The following is a 19302-nucleotide window of genomic DNA, read 5'->3' on the forward strand; positions in this document are numbered from 1 at the left end:
GGCGTACGCTGGGCTGGTCCGTCCACAACCCTTACGAAAGGGACGCCCGGTGACCGAGAAGGCCGACCTTCAGCCCATCCTCGACCGTGCTGCCGCCGGTGGGCGGATCACCCCCGACGAGGCGCTCGCGCTGTACCGGGACGCCCCGCTGCACGCGCTGGGCACCGCCGCCGACGCCGTACGCCGCCGCAGGTACGCCGGCACCGAGCACATCGCGACGTACATCATCGAGCGCAACATCAACTACACGAACGTCTGCGTCACGGCGTGCCGGTTCTGCGCCTTCTACGCCGCCCCCAAGGACACCGCCAAGGGCTGGACCCGCGACCTGGACGACATCCTGCGCCGGTGCGCCGAGACGGTGGAGCTGGGCGGCACCCAGATCATGTTCCAGGGCGGGCACCACCCGGACTACGGCGTCGAGTACTACGAGCAGCACTTCTCCGCCATCAAGCAGGCCTTCCCGCAGCTGGTCATCCACAGCCTGGGGGCGTCCGAGGTCGAGCACATGGCCCGGATCTCCAAGGTCAGCGTCGAGGAGGCGATCCAGCGCATCCACGCCGCCGGGCTCGACTCCTTCGCCGGCGCCGGTGCCGAGCTGCTGCCCGAGCGGCCCCGCAAGGCCATCGCCCCGCTGAAGGAGTCCGGCGAGCGCTGGCTGGAGATCATGGAGATCGCGCACGGCCTGGGCGTGGAGTCCACGTCCACCATGCTCATGGGCACCGGCGAGACCAACGCCGAACGCATCGAGCACCTGCGGATGATCCGGGACGTCCAGGACCGCACGGGCGGCTTCCGCGCCTTCATCCCGTACACCTACCAGCCCGAGAACAACCACCTGAAGGGCCGGACGCAGGCCACCCTCTTCGAGTACCTGCGGATGATCGCGATCGCCCGGCTGTTCATGGACAACATCGCCCACATCCAGGGCTCGTGGCTGACCACGGGCAAGGAGGTCGGGCAACTCTCCCTGCACTACGGCGCCGACGACCTCGGCTCGATCATGCTGGAGGAGAACGTCGTCTCCTCCGCGGGCGCCAAGCACCGGTCCAACCGGATGGAGATCATCGATCTGATCCGGAAGGCCGGGCGGGTGCCCGCGCAGCGCTCGACCACGTACGAACACCTCGTCGTGCACGACGACCCGGCGAACGACCCCGTCGACGACCGCGTGGTCTCGCACATCTCGTCCACGGCCATCGAGGGCGGCACGGCTCACCCCGAGCTGAAGCTGCTCGCCTCCAACTGAGCCGGCGCGGAGAGGCAGTTGGAAACCATTCACACGGCCGACGCCGTCCGCGTCACCTGGGACTCCGAGCCCGTCAAGGGCGGTGCCGTGGCCGTCGGGCGGGACCGGATCGGTGCCGTCGGAAAACTCGACGACGTACGCGAGGCGTTCCCCCGGGCCCGGGTCCGCAGGTGGCCCGGGACCCTCGGTCCCGCCCGGGTCCACGAGGGCCCGCTCCCGGACGCCCCGAGTCCGCGCGAACGCGTCCACGAGGTGCTGAAGCTCGGCGCGGTCGCGGTCCTGGAGGAGCACGTCGACTCGGCCGAACTCCGGGCCGCCGCCGAGCGCAACGACGTCGTCGTCCTGCCGAGCGCGCGCCGCACCGCGATCGTCCCGACCGGCCGCGCCGACCTCGCCGTCTTCGACGCGGCGGGGGAGTGCGTCGCGACGGTGTGCGCGGGGCGGCTCGTGCACCGGCGGCGCTGACAGCGCTTTTGAAGGGCCTTTCGGAGCGGACCGACTTCGCGTGGCTCGCCCGCTTCCCGACGGTGGACCGCCTCGTGGCCGTCCTCAACGCCCGGGCGGTGACGATCTGCCGCTGGCACGAGACCGCGCTGATCCTCGCAGTACCGCTGATCGACCGGTTTCTGGGACGTGCCCGCGTTCGGGGCGTTTTCTGCCGCTGGACAGCCAGTGGTTCATGTTCGGCGTCGGCGGGAAGCTGATCGCGGTGTTCGTGCTGCTGTGCGGGTGGGTGGAGGACGTGGCGGCACGGCGGAAGCCGCGGCCTCTCCCGGGCGGGCGTACTGCAACAATGGGCCCGTGACCCGCGCATCCCTGGACAAGCAGCCGCACGAAGTCGCCTCGATGTTCGACGACGTGGCGGAACGGTACGACCTGACCAACGACGTGCTGTCCCTCGGCCAGGACCGGCGATGGCGCAAGGAGGTCGCCAAGGCGGTCGACGCGCGCCCCGCGCAGAAGGTCCTCGACCTGGCGGCGGGCACGGGCACGTCCTCGCTGCCCTTCGCCCGCACCGGCGCCTACGTCGTCCCGTGCGACTTCTCCCAGGGCATGCTCCGGGTCGGCAAGCAGCGGCAGCCCTGGCTGCCCTACACCGCCGGTGACGCGACGCGGCTCCCCTTCAAGGACGACACCTTCGACGCCGTCACCATCTCCTTCGGGCTGCGCAACGTGCACGACACGGACGCCGCCCTGCGGGAGATGTACCGGGTGACCCGGCCCGGCGGGCGGGTCGTGATCTGCGAGTTCTCGCACCCCACCTGGGCACCGTTCCGCACCGTCTACACCGAGTACCTGATGCGCGCCCTGCCGCCGGTGGCGCGGGCCGTGTCCTCCAACCCCGACGCCTACGTCTACCTCGCCGAGTCCATCCGCGCCTGGCCCGACCAGCCCGCGCTGGCCGAGCGGCTGGGCAAGGCAGGCTGGTCGCGGGTGGCCTGGCGCAACCTGAGCGGCGGGATCGTCGCCCTGCACCGGGGCTTCAAGGCGAGCTGAGCCCTACGGCGAGCTGAGGACCATGCACGGGCCGCCGGGTTCGTCCAGCTCCCGTCGCAGGCCGCCCCGGGGTGGCCGGGGGGTCCGCGGCTCGTGCACGCCCCCGCCGCCCTCGCCGGGGCCGAAGTCGAACCACACGTAGACCATCGAGTCCCGTGGCACCTCGGCACCGGGCCGCGGGTACTGGCGTACGACGTAGTCGACGACGGCGAGAGGGAAGTCGGGCCGGTCCGGTGCGTTGAGGAGCAGGCCCTGCGCCCGGGCCGTCTCCCGCGCGTCCACGGCCATCAGGCCCACCAGACGCGGAACACGCACGTCGGGTGTTTCGCGGGATATGCGCACAGATGTCACCCCCCAGCGGTACAGGGAGGGTAACTCCCGCTCCATAGCGGCCGGAAGCGACAGGTGTCTTTCTGTGACAGTCGGCTACACAGCGTCAGCGGACGGTGGCCGGAGGTCGAGCCGGTAGCAGTGCCCCGACCGCTCCGAGGCCGGCGTCGTGAACGTCTCGGCGAGGCGCATCCCCAGCCGCTGAGCGACCGCGATGGACCGGGTGTTGCGGGCGTCGACCATCGCCACCACACCCGCTACGCCGGCCGCCCGCGTCCGCTCCAGCGTCTGGCGCGCGGCCGCGGTGACATAGCCCTTGCCCCAGTGCTCCCGGCCCAGCCGCCAGCCGATCTCGATCTGGCCCGCCGGCCCCCAGCCCCGCTCCCAGGGCTGGGCCCCCGTGAAGCCGATGACCTGCCCGGACTCGTCGACCATGCTCCACAGGCAGAAGCCGAGCTCGGCGTCGCGCCGGCGCTGGCGGGCGGTGAGCTCCTCGTAGACCGACAACTCCGCGGCCCTGCCGCCGTGGAACTCCATGACGTCCGGGTCGTCGAAGAGCCGGTGCCAGACGAAAGCGTCCTCGTGGGTGGGGACGCGCAGCCGCACGGCGGGGAGAGCTCGGTTCATGAAGGCAGCCCTTCAGCCGGTGATGAATGCCGCTGCATAGACTGCCCATGTCCTGTGCCGGTCGGCACGCAGATTTCGAACTTGGGGAGATCCCGCCGTGACCGTCGTGACCGAGCCGCTCTCCGAGAACACCGCCGATGTGATCGTCGTGGGCGCGGGGCCGGCCGGCTCCACGACCGCCTACCACCTCGCCAAGGCGGGACTCGACGTCCTTCTGCTGGAGAAGACCGAGTTCCCGCGCGAGAAGGTCTGCGGCGACGGCCTCACCCCACGCGCCGTCAAGCAACTGGTGGCGATGGGCATCGACATCTCGGAGGAAGCGGGCTGGCTGCGCAACAAGGGCCTCAGGATCATCGGCGGCGGGGTGCGGCTCCAGCTCGACTGGCCGGATCTCGCCTCCTTCCCCGACTACGGCCTCGTCCGCAAGCGTGACGACTTCGACGAGCAGCTCGCCCGGCAGGCCCAGAAGGCGGGCGCCCGGCTGTTCGAGCGCTGCAACGTGGGCGCGCCGATCCTGGACGAGCGCACGGGCCGTATCACCGGCGTGCACGCCAAGCTCGGCGAGGAGAAGCGCGAGGTCACCTTCCGCGCCCCGCTCGTCGTGGCCGCCGACGGCAACTCCACGCGCCTGTCCCTCGCGATGGGCCTGCACCGCCGCGAGGACCGCCCGATGGGCGTGGCCGTGCGCACGTACTTCACCAGCCCGCGCCACGAGGACGACTACCTGGAGTCCTGGCTGGAACTGTGGGACCGCCGCGGCGCCGAGGACCGCCTGCTCCCGGGTTACGGCTGGATCTTCGGCATGGGCGACGGTACGTCGAACGTCGGCCTCGGTGTCCTCAACACCTCCGACTCCTTCAAGGAGCTGGACTGGCGCGAGGTCCTGAAGGCCTGGTGCGCGTCCATGCCGGAGGACTGGGGCTACACCCCCGACAACATGACCGGGCCCATCCGCGGCGCCGCCCTCCCCATGGCCTTCAACCGCCAGCCCCACTACACCAAGGGGCTGTTGCTGGTGGGCGACGCCGGCGGCCTGGTGAACCCCTTCAACGGCGAGGGCATCGCCTACGCCATGGAGTCCGGCCAGATCGCCGCCGACGTCATCGTCCAGGCCCACGCGCGCTCCACGCCGTCCCAGCGCGAGACGGCCCTCCAGCGCTACCCGCGCGTCCTCAAGGACACCTACGGCGGCTACTACACGCTCGGCCGGGGCTTCGTGAAGCTCATCGGCAATCCGAAGGTCATGCAGCTCGCGGCCCAGCGCGGGCTGACGCACCCGCTGCTGATGAAGTTCACGCTGAAGCTCCTCGCGAATCTCACCGACCCGACCGGCGGCGACGCGATGGACCGCATCATCAACGGCCTGAGCAAGGTCGCGCCGAAGGCCTGATCGGGCATACGGGCACGCGGACCTTCGGACGTTCGGACACTCGGGAACGCGGACTTTCGGGCAGCTCGGGCAACTCGGGCACGCGGGCTTTCGGGCAGCTCGGGCAACTCGGGCACGCGGGCTTTCGGGCAGCTCGGGCATGCGTGCCTTCGGTGCCGAAGGCCCGGTCAGCCGCTGAGGGCCGCGACGTTGGCGGCCCGGCGCGCGAGCACCGCCGCGCGCCGGTCCGCCATCTGCCGCAGCGCCTCCTTGCGTTCCCGCCCGGACAGCCGGTCCAGGTACACCTGCCCGTTCACATGGTCGGTCTCGTGCGCCAGGCAGCGGGCGAAGTAGCCCGTGCCCTCGATCACGAGCGGTTCGCCGTCCCTGTCGTACCCGCGCACCACGGCCCGGTCCGGACGAGGTACGTCCATCGCGGCGCCCGGCACCGACAGGCACCCCTCGGCCTCGTCGAGCAGCCGCCGGCCCGCCGGGTCGAGCGGCTCCAGGACCGGATTGACGATGTGCCCGACGTGCCGCACGCCGTCGTCGTCCGGGCAGTCGTACACGAACAGCCGCAGATCGACCCCGACCTGGTTCGCCGCGAGCCCGGCCCCGTCCGCGACGTACATCGTCAGGAACATGTCGTCGATCAGCGCGGCGAGGTCCGGACCGAACTCGGTGACGTCCCGGCACGGTTTGTGCAGGACCTCCTCACCGGCCTCCGTGATCCGCCGCACCTTCCCGTTCCTGGCCTCGGGCGCGAGCCGCGGGTACGAGTCGACGGGCCGTCCCTGCACGAAAACGCTGGGCATCTGTTGTCTCCCTGTGATGGTGAGGACGCTGTGAGTGGCGGGAACCGGGCTTCCGGCACCGGAAAGCCCCTCCCCGCCCTCCGCGAATCATGACAACAGAACACGCACAGCGGTCCCAGGAGCAGTCAGGCCACACCCGCAGACGCTTCTCACGGCCACTGGAGGGGCCGCCGGGGCCATCGCCTGGGGTGGCCCGGCATCGCGAGCGCCGAGGGCCGCAGGCGGCGTCTGGGCGCCTCGCCGTCCTCGGCGGTGGCATCTCCGGCCTCGGCGCCGCCCACACACTCGCCGAGCGCGGCTACGCCGTCACCGTCCATGAGCACTACGACGCCCTCGGCGACAAGGCCCACTCGACGAACGCCCCGGGCACGGGCGCCGGCGGACGCACGCCGCTCCCCGGCGAGCACGGCTGCCGCTTCTTGCCCGGCTTCTCCCGGAATCTGCCGGACGCCATGCGCGGCATCCCCTTCGCCGGCAAGGCCGACGGCGTCCGCGGCAACCTCCGCTCCGGCACCGAGGCGCTGTTCGCCCGCGGATCGGGCCGGCCGGACCTGCCCTTCCTCCTCAGACGGCACCGGCGAGCGAGGCCTGGATCGACCCCTGGGAGACGCTGCGCTCACTCGGCGTGGAGTTCGTCCTCGGCACGCATCTCCGTGCGGTCCTCTGAGACGGCGACCGGGGGTCCGGCGTGCGCGTCTTCGCCCGCGACGGCACCGGGGAGCGCACGGTCACCGTCGGCCACCACGTCAGCGCGCTGCCCGGCGAACGCGCCCGCCTCATCTGGGGCGGGGCCCTGCACACACCGGCCCCGGTCGGGCACGGTCGCGTCAACTGTCTCGGGCGGAACGGGGCAAGCCCGGCATCCTGCACGGCAAGACGGCCCCGGCAGGCCCCAGCACGGCCCGGCGCCCCCGGGCACGCCGGGAGGGCCGCTGCCCCCGAAGGGCGGCGGCCCTCAAGCCCGTATGCCTGACGTCAGAGGACGCGCACCGCGCCCGACGCCGGGTAACCCGACAGGTCCTGGATGACGACGCCCTTGGACGGGTTGGCCGCGTCCAGGTACTGGCCGTCTCCGATGTAGACACCCACGTGGTACGCGGAGCCCTTGCCGCCCCAGTACAGGATGTCGCCGACCTGGATGTCGGACAGCGGGACGTCCGTGCCGGCCATCGACTGGTCCTGCGAGACGCGCGGCAGGTCCACACCAACCTGCTTGTACGCGGCCTGCACGAGGGAGGAGCAGTCCCAGGCGTTGGGACCGGTGGCGCCCATGACGTAGGCGTCGCCCACCTGAGCCTTCAGGAAGGCGATGACGGTCGCGACGCTGCCGCTGGAGGGCGCCGACACCGACGTGGAGGCGGACGCGGAGGTGGAAGCGGAGGCGGACAGCGTGGCGCGCTCGGCGTTGCGCGTGGCGCGCTCGGCTGCGGCCTTGCGGGCGGCCTCGGCGGCCTTCTTCTTGGCCTCCGCCTTCTTCTTCGCCTCGGCGAGGTCCTTCTTGGCCTCCGCGGCGGCCTTGGCGGCGGCGGCGTCACGCTCGGCGCGCAGTTCGTAGTTCGCGGCCGCCTGCTGGGTGGCGGCGGCGGACTGGGCGACCTGGGCGGACAGGTCGGCCGTCAGGGTGGGCAGTTCGATGGTCTGGGTGACCGGCTCGGCGGCGCTCGCCGAGGCCGAGGCACCCGCCGCTGCCATGCTGAGAACGCCACCGGTAACTCCGGCACGCACGGCGATCGAAGAGGTCGCGCTGCGGCGGGGTTTCCGGTGGCTGCGTATGTGAGCGGTGTGGGACATGGGAACAACCGGTACCAGGGGCTCCTTCATATCTTCAAGAAACGTGTGCTGCGCCACAGTTGTTCAACAGGGCCCTCAAGAACCTCGCGCGAGGCCCTTTATTGACGCCGTAACGGACATTGCGGGCTCCCCGTGACCAGGCTGTGATCACGGCCTTTGATCAATACGCCCGAATTGCCCCGCACCTACCATCGGTTGGGCTGATTGGCCAAGCCCCGTTCTCATGAGCCTCTCACCTGTGTGACGGAGGTCACGGAACGGTTGCCCCGGCGGGCACGTCCGGCGCCGTAGATCACGACCGGATCACGACCTCGCGAAGATCGTGAACGGATGCACGCGTCCACACCCCGCCCCACGCACCCTCCGATGTGTGAACGCGCCTCTATCAAGGGATCCGGTCCATCGCGAATTTGCATGCACAGGAACCTTCTTGATATTGAGACGCCGCCCTCCGGCCTGCACTGACGAGCCAAAGTGTCACCTCTGGTGATCACTCGGACGCTTCGGGTGTGAAGATCACCGCTCATCCGACTTCATGATCGATCGTCAGGTGGTGGAGATCACAAAGCTTGTGCAATACCCCGTGTCGCAGATCACAGAGCGTCGGGCATAAGATGCACGCGGTTGGGCTTGTGACCTGCTTCACATGTTCCCGATCTTCGTCGAGGCGGGCGGGGTTCGAGGGACGGGTGGGACGGATGTGAGCCCGACGGAAACCGCCAGCAGTCAGTGCCGACTGAGAGGAGCGAGGAGCGGTGAACGCTTATGCGCCCATCCTCGTACTGGGAGCCCTCGGGGCAGGCTTTGCGATCTTCTCCGTGGTCATGGCCACGTTGATCGGGCCCAAGCGGTACAACCGGGCCAAGCTCGAGGCCTACGAGTGCGGAATCGAGCCGACCCCCACGCCGGCCGGCGGCGGGCGCTTCCCGATCAAGTACTACCTGACGGCGATGCTCTTCATCATTTTCGATATCGAGATCGTCTTCCTCTACCCCTGGGCCGTCACCTTCGACGCCCTGGGGATTTTCGGGCTCGTGGAGATGCTGCTCTTCGTGCTCACCGTCTTCGTCGCGTACGCGTACGTATGGCGGCGCGGCGGCCTGGAATGGGACTGAGGGGCCACACGTCATGGGACTCGAAGAAAAGCTGCCGAGCGGCTTCCTGCTGACCACCGTCGAGCAGGCCGCGGGCTGGGTGCGCAAGTCGTCCGTCTTCCCCGCCACGTTCGGCCTCGCCTGCTGTGCCATCGAGATGATGACCACCGGCGCCGGCCGCTACGACCTGGCGCGCTTCGGCATGGAGGTCTTCCGGGGCTCGCCGCGCCAGGCGGACCTGATGATCGTCGCCGGCCGGGTGAGCCAGAAGATGGCGCCGGTGCTGCGGCAGGTCTACGACCAGATGCCGAACCCCAAGTGGGTGATCTCCATGGGGGTCTGCGCCTCCTCGGGCGGCATGTTCAACAACTACGCCATCGTCCAGGGCGTCGACCACATCGTGCCGGTCGACATCTACCTCCCCGGCTGCCCGCCACGGCCGGAGATGCTGATGGACGCCATCCTCAAGCTCCACCAGAAGATCCAGAGCTCCAAGCTCGGCGTGAACGCCGAGGAGGCGGCCCGCGAGGCGGAGGAGGCGGCGCTCAAGGCCCTGCCCACGATCGAGATGAAGGGGCTGCTGCGGTGAGCGACGCCAACGACCACGGGGTCAACCCCGAGAAGGACCTCAGCGCGTCGAACCTCCCGGGCCAGCGCGGCCAGGGCGGTGAGGAGATCCGCGTCCAGCGCGGCATGTTCGGCGCCAACAACGGAGGTGACACCTCCGGCTACGGCGGCCTGGTCCGCTCGGTCCGGCTCCCGGGACCGGCGACCCGCCCCTACGGCGGCTGGTTCGACGAGGCCGCCGACGAGCTGGAGGGCGCGCTGGAGGAGCAGGGACTGCTCCCCGGGAACGCCATCGAGAAGACGGTCGTCGACCGCGACGAGCTGACCTTCCACATCGAACGCGAGCACCTGGTCCGGGTCGCCCGGACCCTGCGCGACGATCCGGCCCTGCGCTTCGAGCTGTGCACCGGCGTCAGCGGTGTCCACTACCCGAACGACAAGGGCCGCGAGCTGCACGCCGTCTACCACCTGCGCTCGATCACCCACAACCGGCTGATCCGCCTGGAGGTCAGCTGCCCCGACAGTGACCCGCACATCCCGTCACTGTTCTCCGTCTATCCGACGAACGACTGGCACGAGCGCGAGACGTACGACTTCTTCGGCATCGTCTTCGACGGCCACCCTGCCCTGACGCGGATCATGATGCCGGACGACTGGCAGGGCTTTCCGCAGCGCAAGGACTACCCCCTCGGCGGCATCCCCGTCGAGTACAAGGGCGCCCAGATCCCGGCTCCGGACCAGCGGAGGTCGTACTCATGAGCACGTCGCACGCATCCGACGCCGCCGCCGCGGCCGCCGCGGCGCGCGAGACCACCGAGGGCACCGTCTACACGGTCACCGGTGGCGACTGGGACGAGGTCGTCCAGTCCGCGGCCCGCGCCGACGACGAGCGCATCGTCGTCAACATGGGCCCGCAGCACCCGTCCACGCACGGCGTGCTCCGGCTGATCCTGGAGATCGACGGCGAGACCGTCACCGAGGCCCGCTGCGGCATCGGCTACCTGCACACCGGCATCGAGAAGAACCTCGAGTACCGGACGTGGACGCAGGGCACCACGTTCGTGACGCGCATGGACTACCTGACGCCGTTCTTCAACGAGACGGCGTACTGCCTCGGGGTCGAGAAGCTCCTCGGCATCGAGGACCAGATCCCGGACCGCGCCTCGATCATCCGCGTGCTCCTGATGGAGCTGAACCGGCTGTCGTCGCACCTGGTGTGCATCGCCACCGGCGGCATGGAGCTCGGCGCCACCACGATCATGATCTACGGATTCCGTGATCGTGAACTCATTCTCGATATCTACGAGCTGATCACCGGCCTGCGGATGAACCACGCGTACATCCGCCCCGGCGGACTCGCCCAGGACCTGCCGCCCGGCGCGGTGGACCAGATCCGCGAGTTCGTGAAGAAGATGAAGAAGAACCTCCCGGAATACGACAAGCTCGCCACCGGGAACCCCATCTTCAAGGCCCGCATGCAGGATGTCGGCTACCTCGACCTGGCCGGCTGCATGGCCCTCGGCGCGACGGGACCGATCCTGCGCTCCACCGGCCTGCCGCACGACCTGCGCAAGGCCCAGCCGTACTGCGGCTACGAGACCTACGACTTCGAGATCCCGACCGCCGACACCTGCGACTCCTACGGCCGCTTCCTGATCCGCCTGGAGGAGATGCGCCAGTCGCTCAGGATCATCGAGCAGTGCCTGGACCGGCTCCAGCCCGGCCCGGTCATGGTCGCCGACAAGAAGATCGCCTGGCCGGCCCAGCTCGCTCTGGGGCCCGACGGCCTCGGCAACTCCCTCGACCACATCAAGAAGATCATGGGCACCTCCATGGAGGCCCTGATCCACCACTTCAAGCTGGTCACCGAGGGCTTCCGCGTCCCGCCCGGACAGACGTACGCGGCGGTCGAGTCGCCCAAGGGCGAACTCGGGGTGCACGTCGTGTCCGACGGCGGCACCCGCCCCTACCGGGTCCACTTCCGCGACCCGTCCTTCACCAACCTTCAGGCCATGGCGGCGATGTGCGAGGGCGGCCAGGTCGCCGACGTCATCGTCGCCGTCGCGTCCATCGACCCCGTGATGGGAGGCGTCGACCGGTGACCACCTCTTCTTCCGAGCGGGGCGTCAGCCTGGGCATGCCCGAACTGCCCGCACCCGCCTACCCGGACGACGTCCGGGCCCGTCTGGAGACCGACGCGCGCGAGGTCATCGCCCGCTACCCGGACTCCCGGTCCGCCCTCCTGCCGCTGCTGCACCTCGTGCAGGCCGAGGAAGGCCACGTCACGCGCACCGGGATGCGGTTCTGCGCGGACCTGCTCGGCCTGACCACGGCGGAGGTCACCGCGGTCGCCACCTTCTACACCATGTACCGCCGCCGCCCGAGCGGTGATTACCAAGTGGGGGTGTGCACCAACACCCTGTGCGCCGTCATGGGCGGGGACGCGATCTTCGAGGAGCTCCAGGAGCACCTGGGCGTCGGCAACGGCGAGACCACCGACGACGGCAAGGTCACCCTGGAGCACATCGAGTGCAACGCGGCCTGCGACTTCGCGCCGGTCGTGATGGTCAACTGGGAGTTCTTCGACAACCAGACCCCGGCCAGCGCCAAGCGCCTCGTCGACGACCTGCGCGCGGGACGGCCGGTCACACCCACGCGCGGGGCGCCCCTGTGCACCTTCAAGGAGACCGCCCGGGTCCTGGCCGGTTTCCCCGACGACCGGGACGGGGCCGTCGAGTCGGGAGGAAGCGCGGGACCCGCCTCCCTGGTCGGCCTGAAGCTCGCCAAGGGCGAGTCCGCTCCCGCACGCGTGGTGCACCCGCGCGGCGAGGCGGCCCGGACCGAGGCACCGCACGAGCCGTCACCGACGGAGCACTTGAGCTCGCACGACGCGCCGCAGGACACGTCGGCCTCCGACCCAGCCCACCCGGCCGGGCCCGCCGCCGAGGAGGGGGAGTGATGACCTTGGCACCCGAGCTGAAAGACATGAGCCCCGAGAAGCTGCTCGCACCGGTGCTGTCGGCCTTCTGGGACGAGGACAGGTCCTGGACGCTGGACGTGTACCGACGGCACGACGGATACGAGGGCCTCCGCAAGGCGCTCGCCATGTCGCCGGACGACGTGATCGCGTACGTCAAGGAGTCCGGTCTGCGCGGGCGCGGCGGCGCGGGATTCCCCACGGGGATGAAGTGGCAGTTCATTCCCCAGGGAGATGGAAAGCCGCACTATCTAGTTGTCAACGCCGACGAGTCGGAGCCGGGGACGTGCAAGGACATCCCGCTCCTCTTCGCGAACCCGCACAGCCTCATCGAGGGCATGATCATCGCGTGTTACGCCATCAGGTCGTCGCATGCCTTCATCTATCTGCGTGGTGAAGTCGTGCCAGTGCTGCGGCGGTTGCACTCGGCCGTGCGCGAGGCCTACGAGGCGGGCTTCCTCGGCGAGAACATCCTGGGCAGCGGACTCGACCTCCACATCACCGTGCACGCGGGCGCGGGCGCGTACATCTGTGGTGAGGAGACCGCACTGCTGGACTCGCTCGAAGGCCGCCGGGGTCAACCGCGGCTCCGTCCCCCCTTCCCTGCTGTCGCGGGCCTCTACGCGTGCCCGACTGTGGTGAACAACGTCGAGTCGATCGCGTCGGTTCCCGCGATCATGCATCGGGGCAAGGAATGGTTCCGGTCGATGGGGAGTGAGAAGTCCCCGGGCTTCACGCTCTACTCCCTGTCCGGCCATGTCGCCAGCCCCGGTCAGTACGAGGCGCCGCTCGGGATCACGCTCCGCCAGCTCCTCGAGATGAGCGGCGGGATGCGCCCCGGGCACCGCCTCAAGTTCTGGACGCCGGGCGGCTCCTCGACCCCGATGTTCACCGACGAGCACCTCGACGTCCCTCTTGATTACGAAGGAGTGGGCGCCGCGGGTTCCATGCTCGGCACAAAAGCTCTCCAGTGCTTCGACGAGACGACCTGTGTCGTCCGCGCCGTCACCCGCTGGACCGAGTTCTACGCCCACGAGTCCTGTGGCAAGTGCACGCCCTGCCGCGAAGGGACGTACTGGCTCGTGCAGCTCCTGCGCGACATCGAGGCCGGCAAGGGACAGATGTCCGACCTCGACAAGCTGAACGACATCGCCGACAACATCAACGGCAAGTCCTTCTGCGCCCTCGGCGACGGCGCCGCCTCGCCGATCTTCTCCTCGCTCAAGTACTTCCGCGAGGAGTACGAGCAGCACATCACGGGCCGGGGCTGCCCCTTCGACCCGGCCAAGTCGACGGCCTGGGCCGACCGCACGGAGGTGAACGCATGACCGTGACCACCAGCGCTCCCTCGGGCGGGGGAGAGGCGGCGGTCCCGCCGGAGGACCTCGTCACGCTGACGATCGACGGCATCGAGATCAGCGTGCCCAAGGGCACCCTGGTCATCCGGGCCGCCGAACAGCTCGGCATCGAGATCCCCCGGTTCTGCGACCACCCCCTCCTCGACCCGGCCGGCGCCTGCCGCCAGTGCATCGTCGAGGTCGAGGGCCAGCGCAAGCCCATGGCGTCCTGCACCATCACCTGCACCGACGGGATGGTGGTCAAGACCCACCTCACCTCGCCGGTCGCCGAGAAGGCCCAGAAGGGTGTGATGGAGCTCCTGCTCATCAACCACCCGCTGGACTGCCCGGTCTGCGACAAGGGCGGCGAGTGCCCGTTGCAGAACCAGGCGATGTCGCACGGCGACGCCGAGTCCCGCTTCGAGGGCCGCAAGCGGACCTACGAGAAGCCCGTGCCGATCTCCACGCAGGTGCTGCTGGACCGCGAGCGGTGCGTGCTGTGCGCCCGCTGCACCCGGTTCTCCAACCAGGTGGCGGGCGACCCGATGATCGAGCTGATCGAGCGGGGCGCGCTCCAGCAGGTCGGCACCGGCGAGGGCGACCCGTTCGAGTCGTACTTCTCCGGCAACACCATCCAGATCTGCCCGGTCGGCGCGCTGACCTCGGCGGCGTACCGATTCCGCTCCCGCCCCTTCGACCTCGTCTCCTCCCCGTCGGTCTGCGAGCACTGCTCAGGCGGCTGCGCCACGCGCACCGACCACCGGCGCGGCAAGGTCATGCGGCGGCTCGCGGCCCACGACCCCGAGGTCAACGAGGAGTGGATCTGCGACAAGGGGCGGTTCGCGTTCCGGTACGCGCAGCAACGGGACCGGCTCGAGACGCCGCTCGTGCGCAACGCCGAGGGCGAGCTGGAACCGGCCTCCTGGCCCGAGGCGCTCCAGATCGCGGCCCAGGGCCTGCTGGCCTCGCGGGGCCGCACCGGTGTCCTGACCGGCGGCCGGCTGACCATCGAGGACGCCTACGCGTACAGCAAGTTCGCGCGCGTGGCGCTCGACACCAACGACATCGACTTCCGCGCGCGCGTGCACACCGGCGAGGAGGCCGACTTCCTCGCCGCCCAGGTCGCCGGGCGCGGCCGGGACCTCGACGGTACGGGCGTCACCTACGCCGCACTGGAGAAGGCACCCGCCGTCCTGCTGGTCGGTTTCGAGGCGGAGGAGGAGGCGCCCGGGGTCTTCCTGCGGCTGCGCAAGGCCTGGCGGGGGCACGGGCAGAAGGTCTTCTCCCTGGCCACGCACGCCACGCGCGGTCTGGAGAAGGCCGGTGGGACGCTGCTGCCGGCGGCCCCCGGCACCGAGACCGAGTGGCTGGACGCGCTCGCGAGGAACGTCGGTCTGGAGGACGACGGAGCTCTCGCCGCCCAGGCGCTGCGCGCCGAGGGCGCCGTGATCGTCGTCGGCGAGCGGCTGGCCACGGTGGCCGGCGGTCTGACCGCCGCCGTACGCACCGCCTCCGCGACCGGAGCGCGGCTGGCGTGGATCCCGCGCCGGGCCGGGGAGCGCGGCGCCATCGAGGCGGGCGCGCTGCCGTCGCTGCTGCCGGGCGGGCGTCCGGCCACCGATCCACGCGCGCGTGACGAGGTCGCCGGCGTCTGGGGCGTCGCCGGCCTCCCGCACCGCTACGGCCGCGACACCGGACAGATCGTGGAGGCCGCCGCGACCGGCGAACTCCAGGCGCTGCTGGTGGCGGGTGTCGAGATCGCCGACCTTCCCGACCCGGCACGCGCGCGTGCGGCACTCGACGAGGTCGGCTTCCTGGTCTCGCTCGAACTGCGGCCCAGCGAGATCACCCGCAAGGCCGACGTGGTCCTGCCGGTCGCCGCGGTCGCCGAGAAGGCCGGCACCTTCCTCAACTGGGAAGGCAGGGTCCGCTTCTTCGAGGCCGCGCTCAAGCCCGACCACATGACCCGCCGTCTCGCGCCCACCGACGCGCGCGTGCTGCAGATGGTGGCCGACGCCATGGACGTCCACCTCGGACTGCCCGATCTGCGCACCGTACGGGCGGAGATCGACCGGCTCGGCGCCTGGGACGGCCCGCGGGCCACCGAACCCCTGGAGACGGCGGGCGTCCTGCCCCGTCCGGCCGCCGGTGAGGCGGTGCTCGCCGGTCACCGGCTGCTGCTCGACCAGGGCGTCCTCCAGCAGGGCGACGAGGCACTCGCCGGCACCCGGCACGCCGCACGCGCGCGTGTGTCGCCCGCGACGGCCGCCGAGGCGGGCGTCAAGGAGGGCGACCTCCTCGCGGTGACCGGCCCCCGGGGAGTCGTCGAACTCCCGCTCCAGATCAGTGAGATGCCCGACCGGGTGGTGTGGCTTCCGCTGAACTCCACCGGCGGCGGCGTCGCCTCCGACACCGGGGCGCGGCCCGGCTCCCTCGTCCGCATCGGCCCGGCGACCCTCGCCGGCGAGGCCCCCAAGGAGGTGGAGGCATGAGCCCGTACCTCGCCGCTGAAGACCTCTCGATGTTCGGCCACGACCCCTGGTGGCTGGTCGTCATCAAGGCGGTGTTCTGCTTCGCCTTCCTGATGGTGACCGTGCTGATCTCCATCGTCATGGAGCGCAAGGTCGTCGCCTGGATGCAGCTGCGCATCGGCCCCAACCGGCACGGCCCCTGGGGCATGCTCCAGTCGCTCGCCGACGGCATCAAACTGATGCTCAAGGAAGACGTCATCGTCAAGCGCGCGGACAAGGCGGTGTACGTCCTCGCGCCGATCATCGCGGCCATCCCGGCCTTCATGGCGATCGCGGTGATCCCCTTCGGCCCGGCCGGCAACGAGATCTCGATCTTCGGCCACCGCACCACGATGCAGCTCACCGACCTGCCGATCGCGATGCTCTACATCCTCGCGGTCGCCTCGGTCGGCATCTACGGCATCGTGCTGGCGGGCTGGAGCTCCGGATCGACGTACCCGCTGCTGGGCGGCCTGCGCTCCTGCGCGCAGATGATCTCGTACGAGATCGCGATGGGCGCCGCGTTCGCCTCCGTGTTCCTCTACTCGGGGTCGATGTCGACGTCGACGATCGTCGAGCAGCAGACCGACCGCTGGTACATCCTGCTGCTGCCGCTCTCCTTCGTCCTCTACATCGTGACGATGGTCGGCGAGACCAACCGCGCCCCGTTCGACATGCCGGAGTCCGAGGGCGACCTGGTCGGCGGCTTCAACACCGAGTACTCGTCGATCAAGTTCGCGATGTTCATGCTCGCCGAGTACGTCAACATGGTGACCGTCTCGGCCGTCGCCACGACGCTGTTCCTCGGCGGCTGGCGGGCCCCCTGGCCGGTGAGCACCTTCTGGGAGGGCGCGAACCACGGCTGGTGGCCGATGCTCTGGTTCACGGTCAAGGTCCAGTTGCTGCTGTTCATGTTCATCTGGATCCGCGGCACGCTCCCACGCGTCCGCTACGACCAGTTGATGAAGCTCGGCTGGAAGGTCCTCATCCCGGTCTCGCTGGTCTGGCTGATGCTCGTCGCCACGGTGCGGGCCCTGCGCAACGAGGGCTACGACTTCGCCGATGTCGCCCTCTACGTCGGCGGCGGCGTGCTGGCCCTGCTGGTGCTCTCCTTCGTCGTCGACATGTTCCGCGAGAAGGCGAAGCAGGCCGAGCCGCCGGCCGAGACCCCGGCCGCCTTCGACCCGATGGCGGGCGGATTCCCCGTACCGCCCCTGCCGGGACAGGAGCTCCCACCGGTCCCGCGACGCCGCTCGCGCACCGAGCGGGAGCTGATTGTCAGTGGTGGGCCCGATACTCAGAGTGACGGATCTCTGGGCGGAACTACGGATGGAAAGGAGGCGTCCGATGGCTGAGGAACCGAAGGACACCAAGCCCGGTTTCCAGAACCCGGTGGCCGGCTTCGGCGTGACCTTCAAGGCCATGTTCAAGAAGCGGCTGACCGAGCAGTACCCGGAGCAGCAGAAGACCACGGCTCCGCGCTTCCACGGACGGCACCAGCTCAACCGCCATCCGGACGGCCTGGAGAAGTGCGTCGGCTGCGAGCTGTGCGCGTGGGCCTGCCCCGCCGACGCCATCTACGTGGAGGGCGCGGACAACACCGACGAGGAGCGCTACTCGCCGGGCGAGCGGTACGGCCGCGTCTACCAGATCAACTACGCCCGCTGCATCCTGTGCGGCCTGTGCATCGAGGCGTGCCCCACGCGCGCGCTCACGATGACCAACGAGTTCGAGCTGGCCGACTCCAGCCGGGCCAACCTCATCTACACCAAGGAGCAGCTGCTCGCCGGTCTGGAGGAGGGCATGGTCGACAGTCCTCACGCCATCTATCCGGGGACGGACGAACAGGACTACTACCGGGGCCTGGTCACCGAGGCCGCACCCGGTACGGAGCGGCAGGTCGCCCACTCCAAGGGCGAGGTCGTCCAGGAGGCCGACTCGACCTTCGGCGGGACGGAACCGGCGTCGGAGAAGGTGATCGACCGATGACCGCCCAGCTCGCCGCCTACTCCACCTCCACCGGAGAGGCCGTCCAGTTCTGGATCCTCGGCACCATCGCGGTGATCGGCGCCCTGTGCACCATCCTCATGAAGAGGGCCGTGCACAGCGCGCTCTGCCTCGCCGGGACCATGATCATCCTGGCGGTGTTCTACCTCGCCAACGGCGCCTACTTCCTGGGCGTCGTGCAGATCGTCGTCTACACCGGCGCGATCATGATGCTGTTCCTGTTCGTGGTGATGCTCGTCGGCGTCACCGCGGCGGACTCCCTGAAGGAGACCATCAAGGGCCAGCGCTGGCTGGCCCTGCTGTGCGGGCTCGGCTTCGGCGTCCTGCTGATCGCCGGCATCGGCAACGCCTCCCTCAGCGAGTTCAACGGCATCGGCCAGGCGAACGCCGGCGGCAACGTGGAGGGCATCGCCACCCTCCTGTTCACCCGGTACGTCTTCGCGTTCGAGATCACCGGCGCCCTGCTCATCACGGCCGCCGTCGGCGCCATGGTGCTCACCCACCGCGAGCGCACCGAACGCGCCAAGACGCAGCGCGAACTCTCCGAGGAGCGGGTCCGCGAAGGCAAGCAACTGCCGCCCCTGCCGGCCCCTGGTGTGTACGCCCGGCACAACGCGGTCGACATCGCGGGCCTGCTGCCCGACGGCACACCCTCCGACCTCACCGTCAGCAAGACGCTGCGCGAGCGGGGCCAGATCCGGGACGTGTCGCAGGAGGCGCTCAACGACCTGCGCGCTCTGGAGCAGCGTGCCGAGGAGCGCCTGGAGCGGAAGGCCATCGAGCCGACCACGTTCAAGCGGCCCGAGGAGGCATCGAAGTGAACCCGGTCAACTATCTGTACCTCGCGGCCCTGCTGTTCACGATCGGTGCCACCGGCGTGCTGATCAGGCGCAACGCGATCGTCGTGTTCATGTGCATCGAGCTCATGCTCAACGCCTGCAACCTCGCGTTCGTCGCCTTCTCCCGGATGCACGGCAACCTCGACGGCCAGATCATCGCGTTCTTCACGATGGTCGTCGCCGCCGCGGAGGTCGTGGTCGGGCTCGCGATCATCGTGTCCCTGTTCCGCGCCCGCCACTCGGCCTCGGTCGACGACGCCAGCCTGATGAAGCTGTAAGGGGTCGGAAGAATC

Annotated in this window: 20 protein-coding genes and 2 pseudogenes; 17 read left to right on the forward strand and 5 right to left on the reverse strand. The window is 69.9% G+C overall.

The features are described from left to right. The first annotated feature begins 49 nt into the window (after nucleotides 1-49). The 4 genes and pseudogenes from mqnC to HDA41_RS23670 all read left to right on the forward strand — a co-directional run bounded on the left by mqnC (nucleotide 50) and on the right by HDA41_RS23670 (nucleotide 2746). Entirely contained in the window at nucleotides 50-1249 is a 1200-nt protein-coding gene (gene mqnC, locus HDA41_RS23660) for a cyclic dehypoxanthinyl futalosine synthase (RefSeq protein WP_184986962.1), read from the forward strand. A gap of 18 nt (nucleotides 1250-1267) precedes the next feature. Further along, on the forward strand, nucleotides 1268-1714 hold the full coding sequence (locus tag HDA41_RS23665; RefSeq protein ID WP_184986964.1) for a hypothetical protein: 447 nt from the start codon (nucleotides 1268-1270) through the stop codon (nucleotides 1712-1714). Nucleotides 1715-1746: 32 nt separating this feature from the next. Continuing rightward, nucleotides 1747-2054: pseudogene (locus HDA41_RS41480) on the forward strand (acyltransferase family protein); the annotation flags it as partial. Beyond that, nucleotides 2051-2746 (forward strand): demethylmenaquinone methyltransferase, encoded by a 696-nt coding sequence (locus HDA41_RS23670; RefSeq protein WP_184986966.1) that lies wholly within the window; start codon nucleotides 2051-2053, stop codon nucleotides 2744-2746. The pseudogene HDA41_RS41480 and the gene HDA41_RS23670, both read left to right, overlap by 4 nt. Before the next feature lie 3 nt (nucleotides 2747-2749). On the opposite strand, the gene HDA41_RS23675 is transcribed toward HDA41_RS23670, so the two are convergent. Next, entirely contained in the window at nucleotides 2750-3034 is a 285-nt protein-coding gene (locus tag HDA41_RS23675) for a PASTA domain-containing protein (RefSeq protein ID WP_260423630.1), read from the reverse strand. Between the two features lie 138 nt (nucleotides 3035-3172). Continuing rightward, nucleotides 3173-3703, reverse strand: a complete 531-nt coding sequence (locus tag HDA41_RS23680) for a GNAT family N-acetyltransferase (protein WP_184986970.1) — start codon at nucleotides 3701-3703, stop codon at nucleotides 3173-3175. Nucleotides 3704-3800: 97 nt separating this feature from the next. On the opposite strand from HDA41_RS23680, the gene HDA41_RS23685 reads away from it, so the two are divergent. Next, complete coding sequence (locus HDA41_RS23685; RefSeq protein WP_184986972.1) at nucleotides 3801-5093, forward strand: geranylgeranyl reductase family protein; 1293 nt, start codon at nucleotides 3801-3803, stop codon at nucleotides 5091-5093. Between the two features lie 167 nt (nucleotides 5094-5260). On the opposite strand, the gene def is transcribed toward HDA41_RS23685, so the two are convergent. Beyond that, nucleotides 5261-5887 (reverse strand): peptide deformylase, encoded by a 627-nt coding sequence (def, locus tag HDA41_RS23690; RefSeq protein WP_184986974.1) that lies wholly within the window; start codon nucleotides 5885-5887, stop codon nucleotides 5261-5263. 89 nt (nucleotides 5888-5976) lie between these two features. On the opposite strand from def, the pseudogene HDA41_RS42330 reads away from it, so the two are divergent. Beyond that, nucleotides 5977-6222, forward strand: a pseudogene (locus HDA41_RS42330) (NAD(P)-binding protein); the annotation flags it as partial. Nucleotides 6223-6503: 281 nt separating this feature from the next. Here HDA41_RS42330 and HDA41_RS42335 read toward each other — a convergent pair. Then, on the reverse strand, nucleotides 6504-6707 hold the full coding sequence (locus tag HDA41_RS42335) for a hypothetical protein (protein WP_230299450.1): 204 nt from the start codon (nucleotides 6705-6707) through the stop codon (nucleotides 6504-6506). A gap of 155 nt (nucleotides 6708-6862) precedes the next feature. Further along, nucleotides 6863-7708 (reverse strand): C40 family peptidase, encoded by an 846-nt coding sequence (locus HDA41_RS23700; protein WP_184986976.1) that lies wholly within the window; start codon nucleotides 7706-7708, stop codon nucleotides 6863-6865. 725 nt (nucleotides 7709-8433) lie between these two features. Between HDA41_RS23700 and HDA41_RS23705 the strand changes: the two genes are divergently transcribed. The 11 genes from HDA41_RS23705 to nuoK are packed head-to-tail and all read left to right on the forward strand — an operon-like array spanning nucleotide 8434 to nucleotide 19287. Beyond that, a complete protein-coding gene (locus HDA41_RS23705) occupies nucleotides 8434-8793 on the forward strand; it encodes an NADH-quinone oxidoreductase subunit A (RefSeq protein ID WP_003974383.1) in 360 nt (119 codons plus the stop codon). Nucleotides 8794-8806: 13 nt separating this feature from the next. Continuing rightward, on the forward strand, nucleotides 8807-9361 hold the full coding sequence (locus tag HDA41_RS23710; protein ID WP_018528252.1) for a NuoB/complex I 20 kDa subunit family protein: 555 nt from the start codon (nucleotides 8807-8809) through the stop codon (nucleotides 9359-9361). Continuing rightward, on the forward strand, nucleotides 9358-10098 hold the full coding sequence (locus tag HDA41_RS23715; RefSeq protein WP_184986978.1) for an NADH-quinone oxidoreductase subunit C: 741 nt from the start codon (nucleotides 9358-9360) through the stop codon (nucleotides 10096-10098). Before HDA41_RS23710 ends, HDA41_RS23715 begins: the two co-directional genes overlap by 4 nt. Beyond that, nucleotides 10095-11441 (forward strand): NADH-quinone oxidoreductase subunit D, encoded by a 1347-nt coding sequence (locus HDA41_RS23720; RefSeq protein ID WP_184986980.1) that lies wholly within the window; start codon nucleotides 10095-10097, stop codon nucleotides 11439-11441. The genes HDA41_RS23715 and HDA41_RS23720 overlap by 4 nt, the downstream gene beginning before the upstream one ends. After that, nucleotides 11438-12298, forward strand: coding sequence for an NADH-quinone oxidoreductase subunit NuoE (nuoE, locus tag HDA41_RS23725; RefSeq protein ID WP_184986982.1), 861 nt, complete (start codon nucleotides 11438-11440; stop codon nucleotides 12296-12298). Before HDA41_RS23720 ends, nuoE begins: the two co-directional genes overlap by 4 nt. Next, complete coding sequence (nuoF, locus tag HDA41_RS23730; RefSeq protein WP_184986984.1) at nucleotides 12298-13644, forward strand: NADH-quinone oxidoreductase subunit NuoF; 1347 nt, start codon at nucleotides 12298-12300, stop codon at nucleotides 13642-13644. The genes nuoE and nuoF overlap by 1 nt, the downstream gene beginning before the upstream one ends. Further along, nucleotides 13641-16145 (forward strand): NADH-quinone oxidoreductase subunit G, encoded by a 2505-nt coding sequence (locus tag HDA41_RS23735; RefSeq protein ID WP_184986987.1) that lies wholly within the window; start codon nucleotides 13641-13643, stop codon nucleotides 16143-16145. The genes nuoF and HDA41_RS23735 overlap by 4 nt, the downstream gene beginning before the upstream one ends. Then, complete coding sequence (gene nuoH, locus HDA41_RS23740) at nucleotides 16142-17518, forward strand: NADH-quinone oxidoreductase subunit NuoH (RefSeq protein ID WP_184986989.1); 1377 nt, start codon at nucleotides 16142-16144, stop codon at nucleotides 17516-17518. Before HDA41_RS23735 ends, nuoH begins: the two co-directional genes overlap by 4 nt. Continuing rightward, nucleotides 17511-18152, forward strand: a complete 642-nt coding sequence (nuoI, locus tag HDA41_RS23745; RefSeq protein WP_184986991.1) for an NADH-quinone oxidoreductase subunit NuoI — start codon at nucleotides 17511-17513, stop codon at nucleotides 18150-18152. Before nuoH ends, nuoI begins: the two co-directional genes overlap by 8 nt. Next, entirely contained in the window at nucleotides 18149-18991 is an 843-nt protein-coding gene (locus HDA41_RS23750) for an NADH-quinone oxidoreductase subunit J (protein WP_184986993.1), read from the forward strand. The genes nuoI and HDA41_RS23750 overlap by 4 nt, the downstream gene beginning before the upstream one ends. Continuing rightward, complete coding sequence (gene nuoK / locus HDA41_RS23755) at nucleotides 18988-19287, forward strand: NADH-quinone oxidoreductase subunit NuoK (RefSeq protein WP_003992252.1); 300 nt, start codon at nucleotides 18988-18990, stop codon at nucleotides 19285-19287. Before HDA41_RS23750 ends, nuoK begins: the two co-directional genes overlap by 4 nt. The last annotated feature ends 15 nt before the right edge of the window (nucleotides 19288-19302 follow it).

The sequence above is a fragment of the Streptomyces caelestis genome (assembly GCF_014205255.1).
Lineage (GTDB): Bacteria > Actinomycetota > Actinomycetes > Streptomycetales > Streptomycetaceae > Streptomyces > Streptomyces caelestis.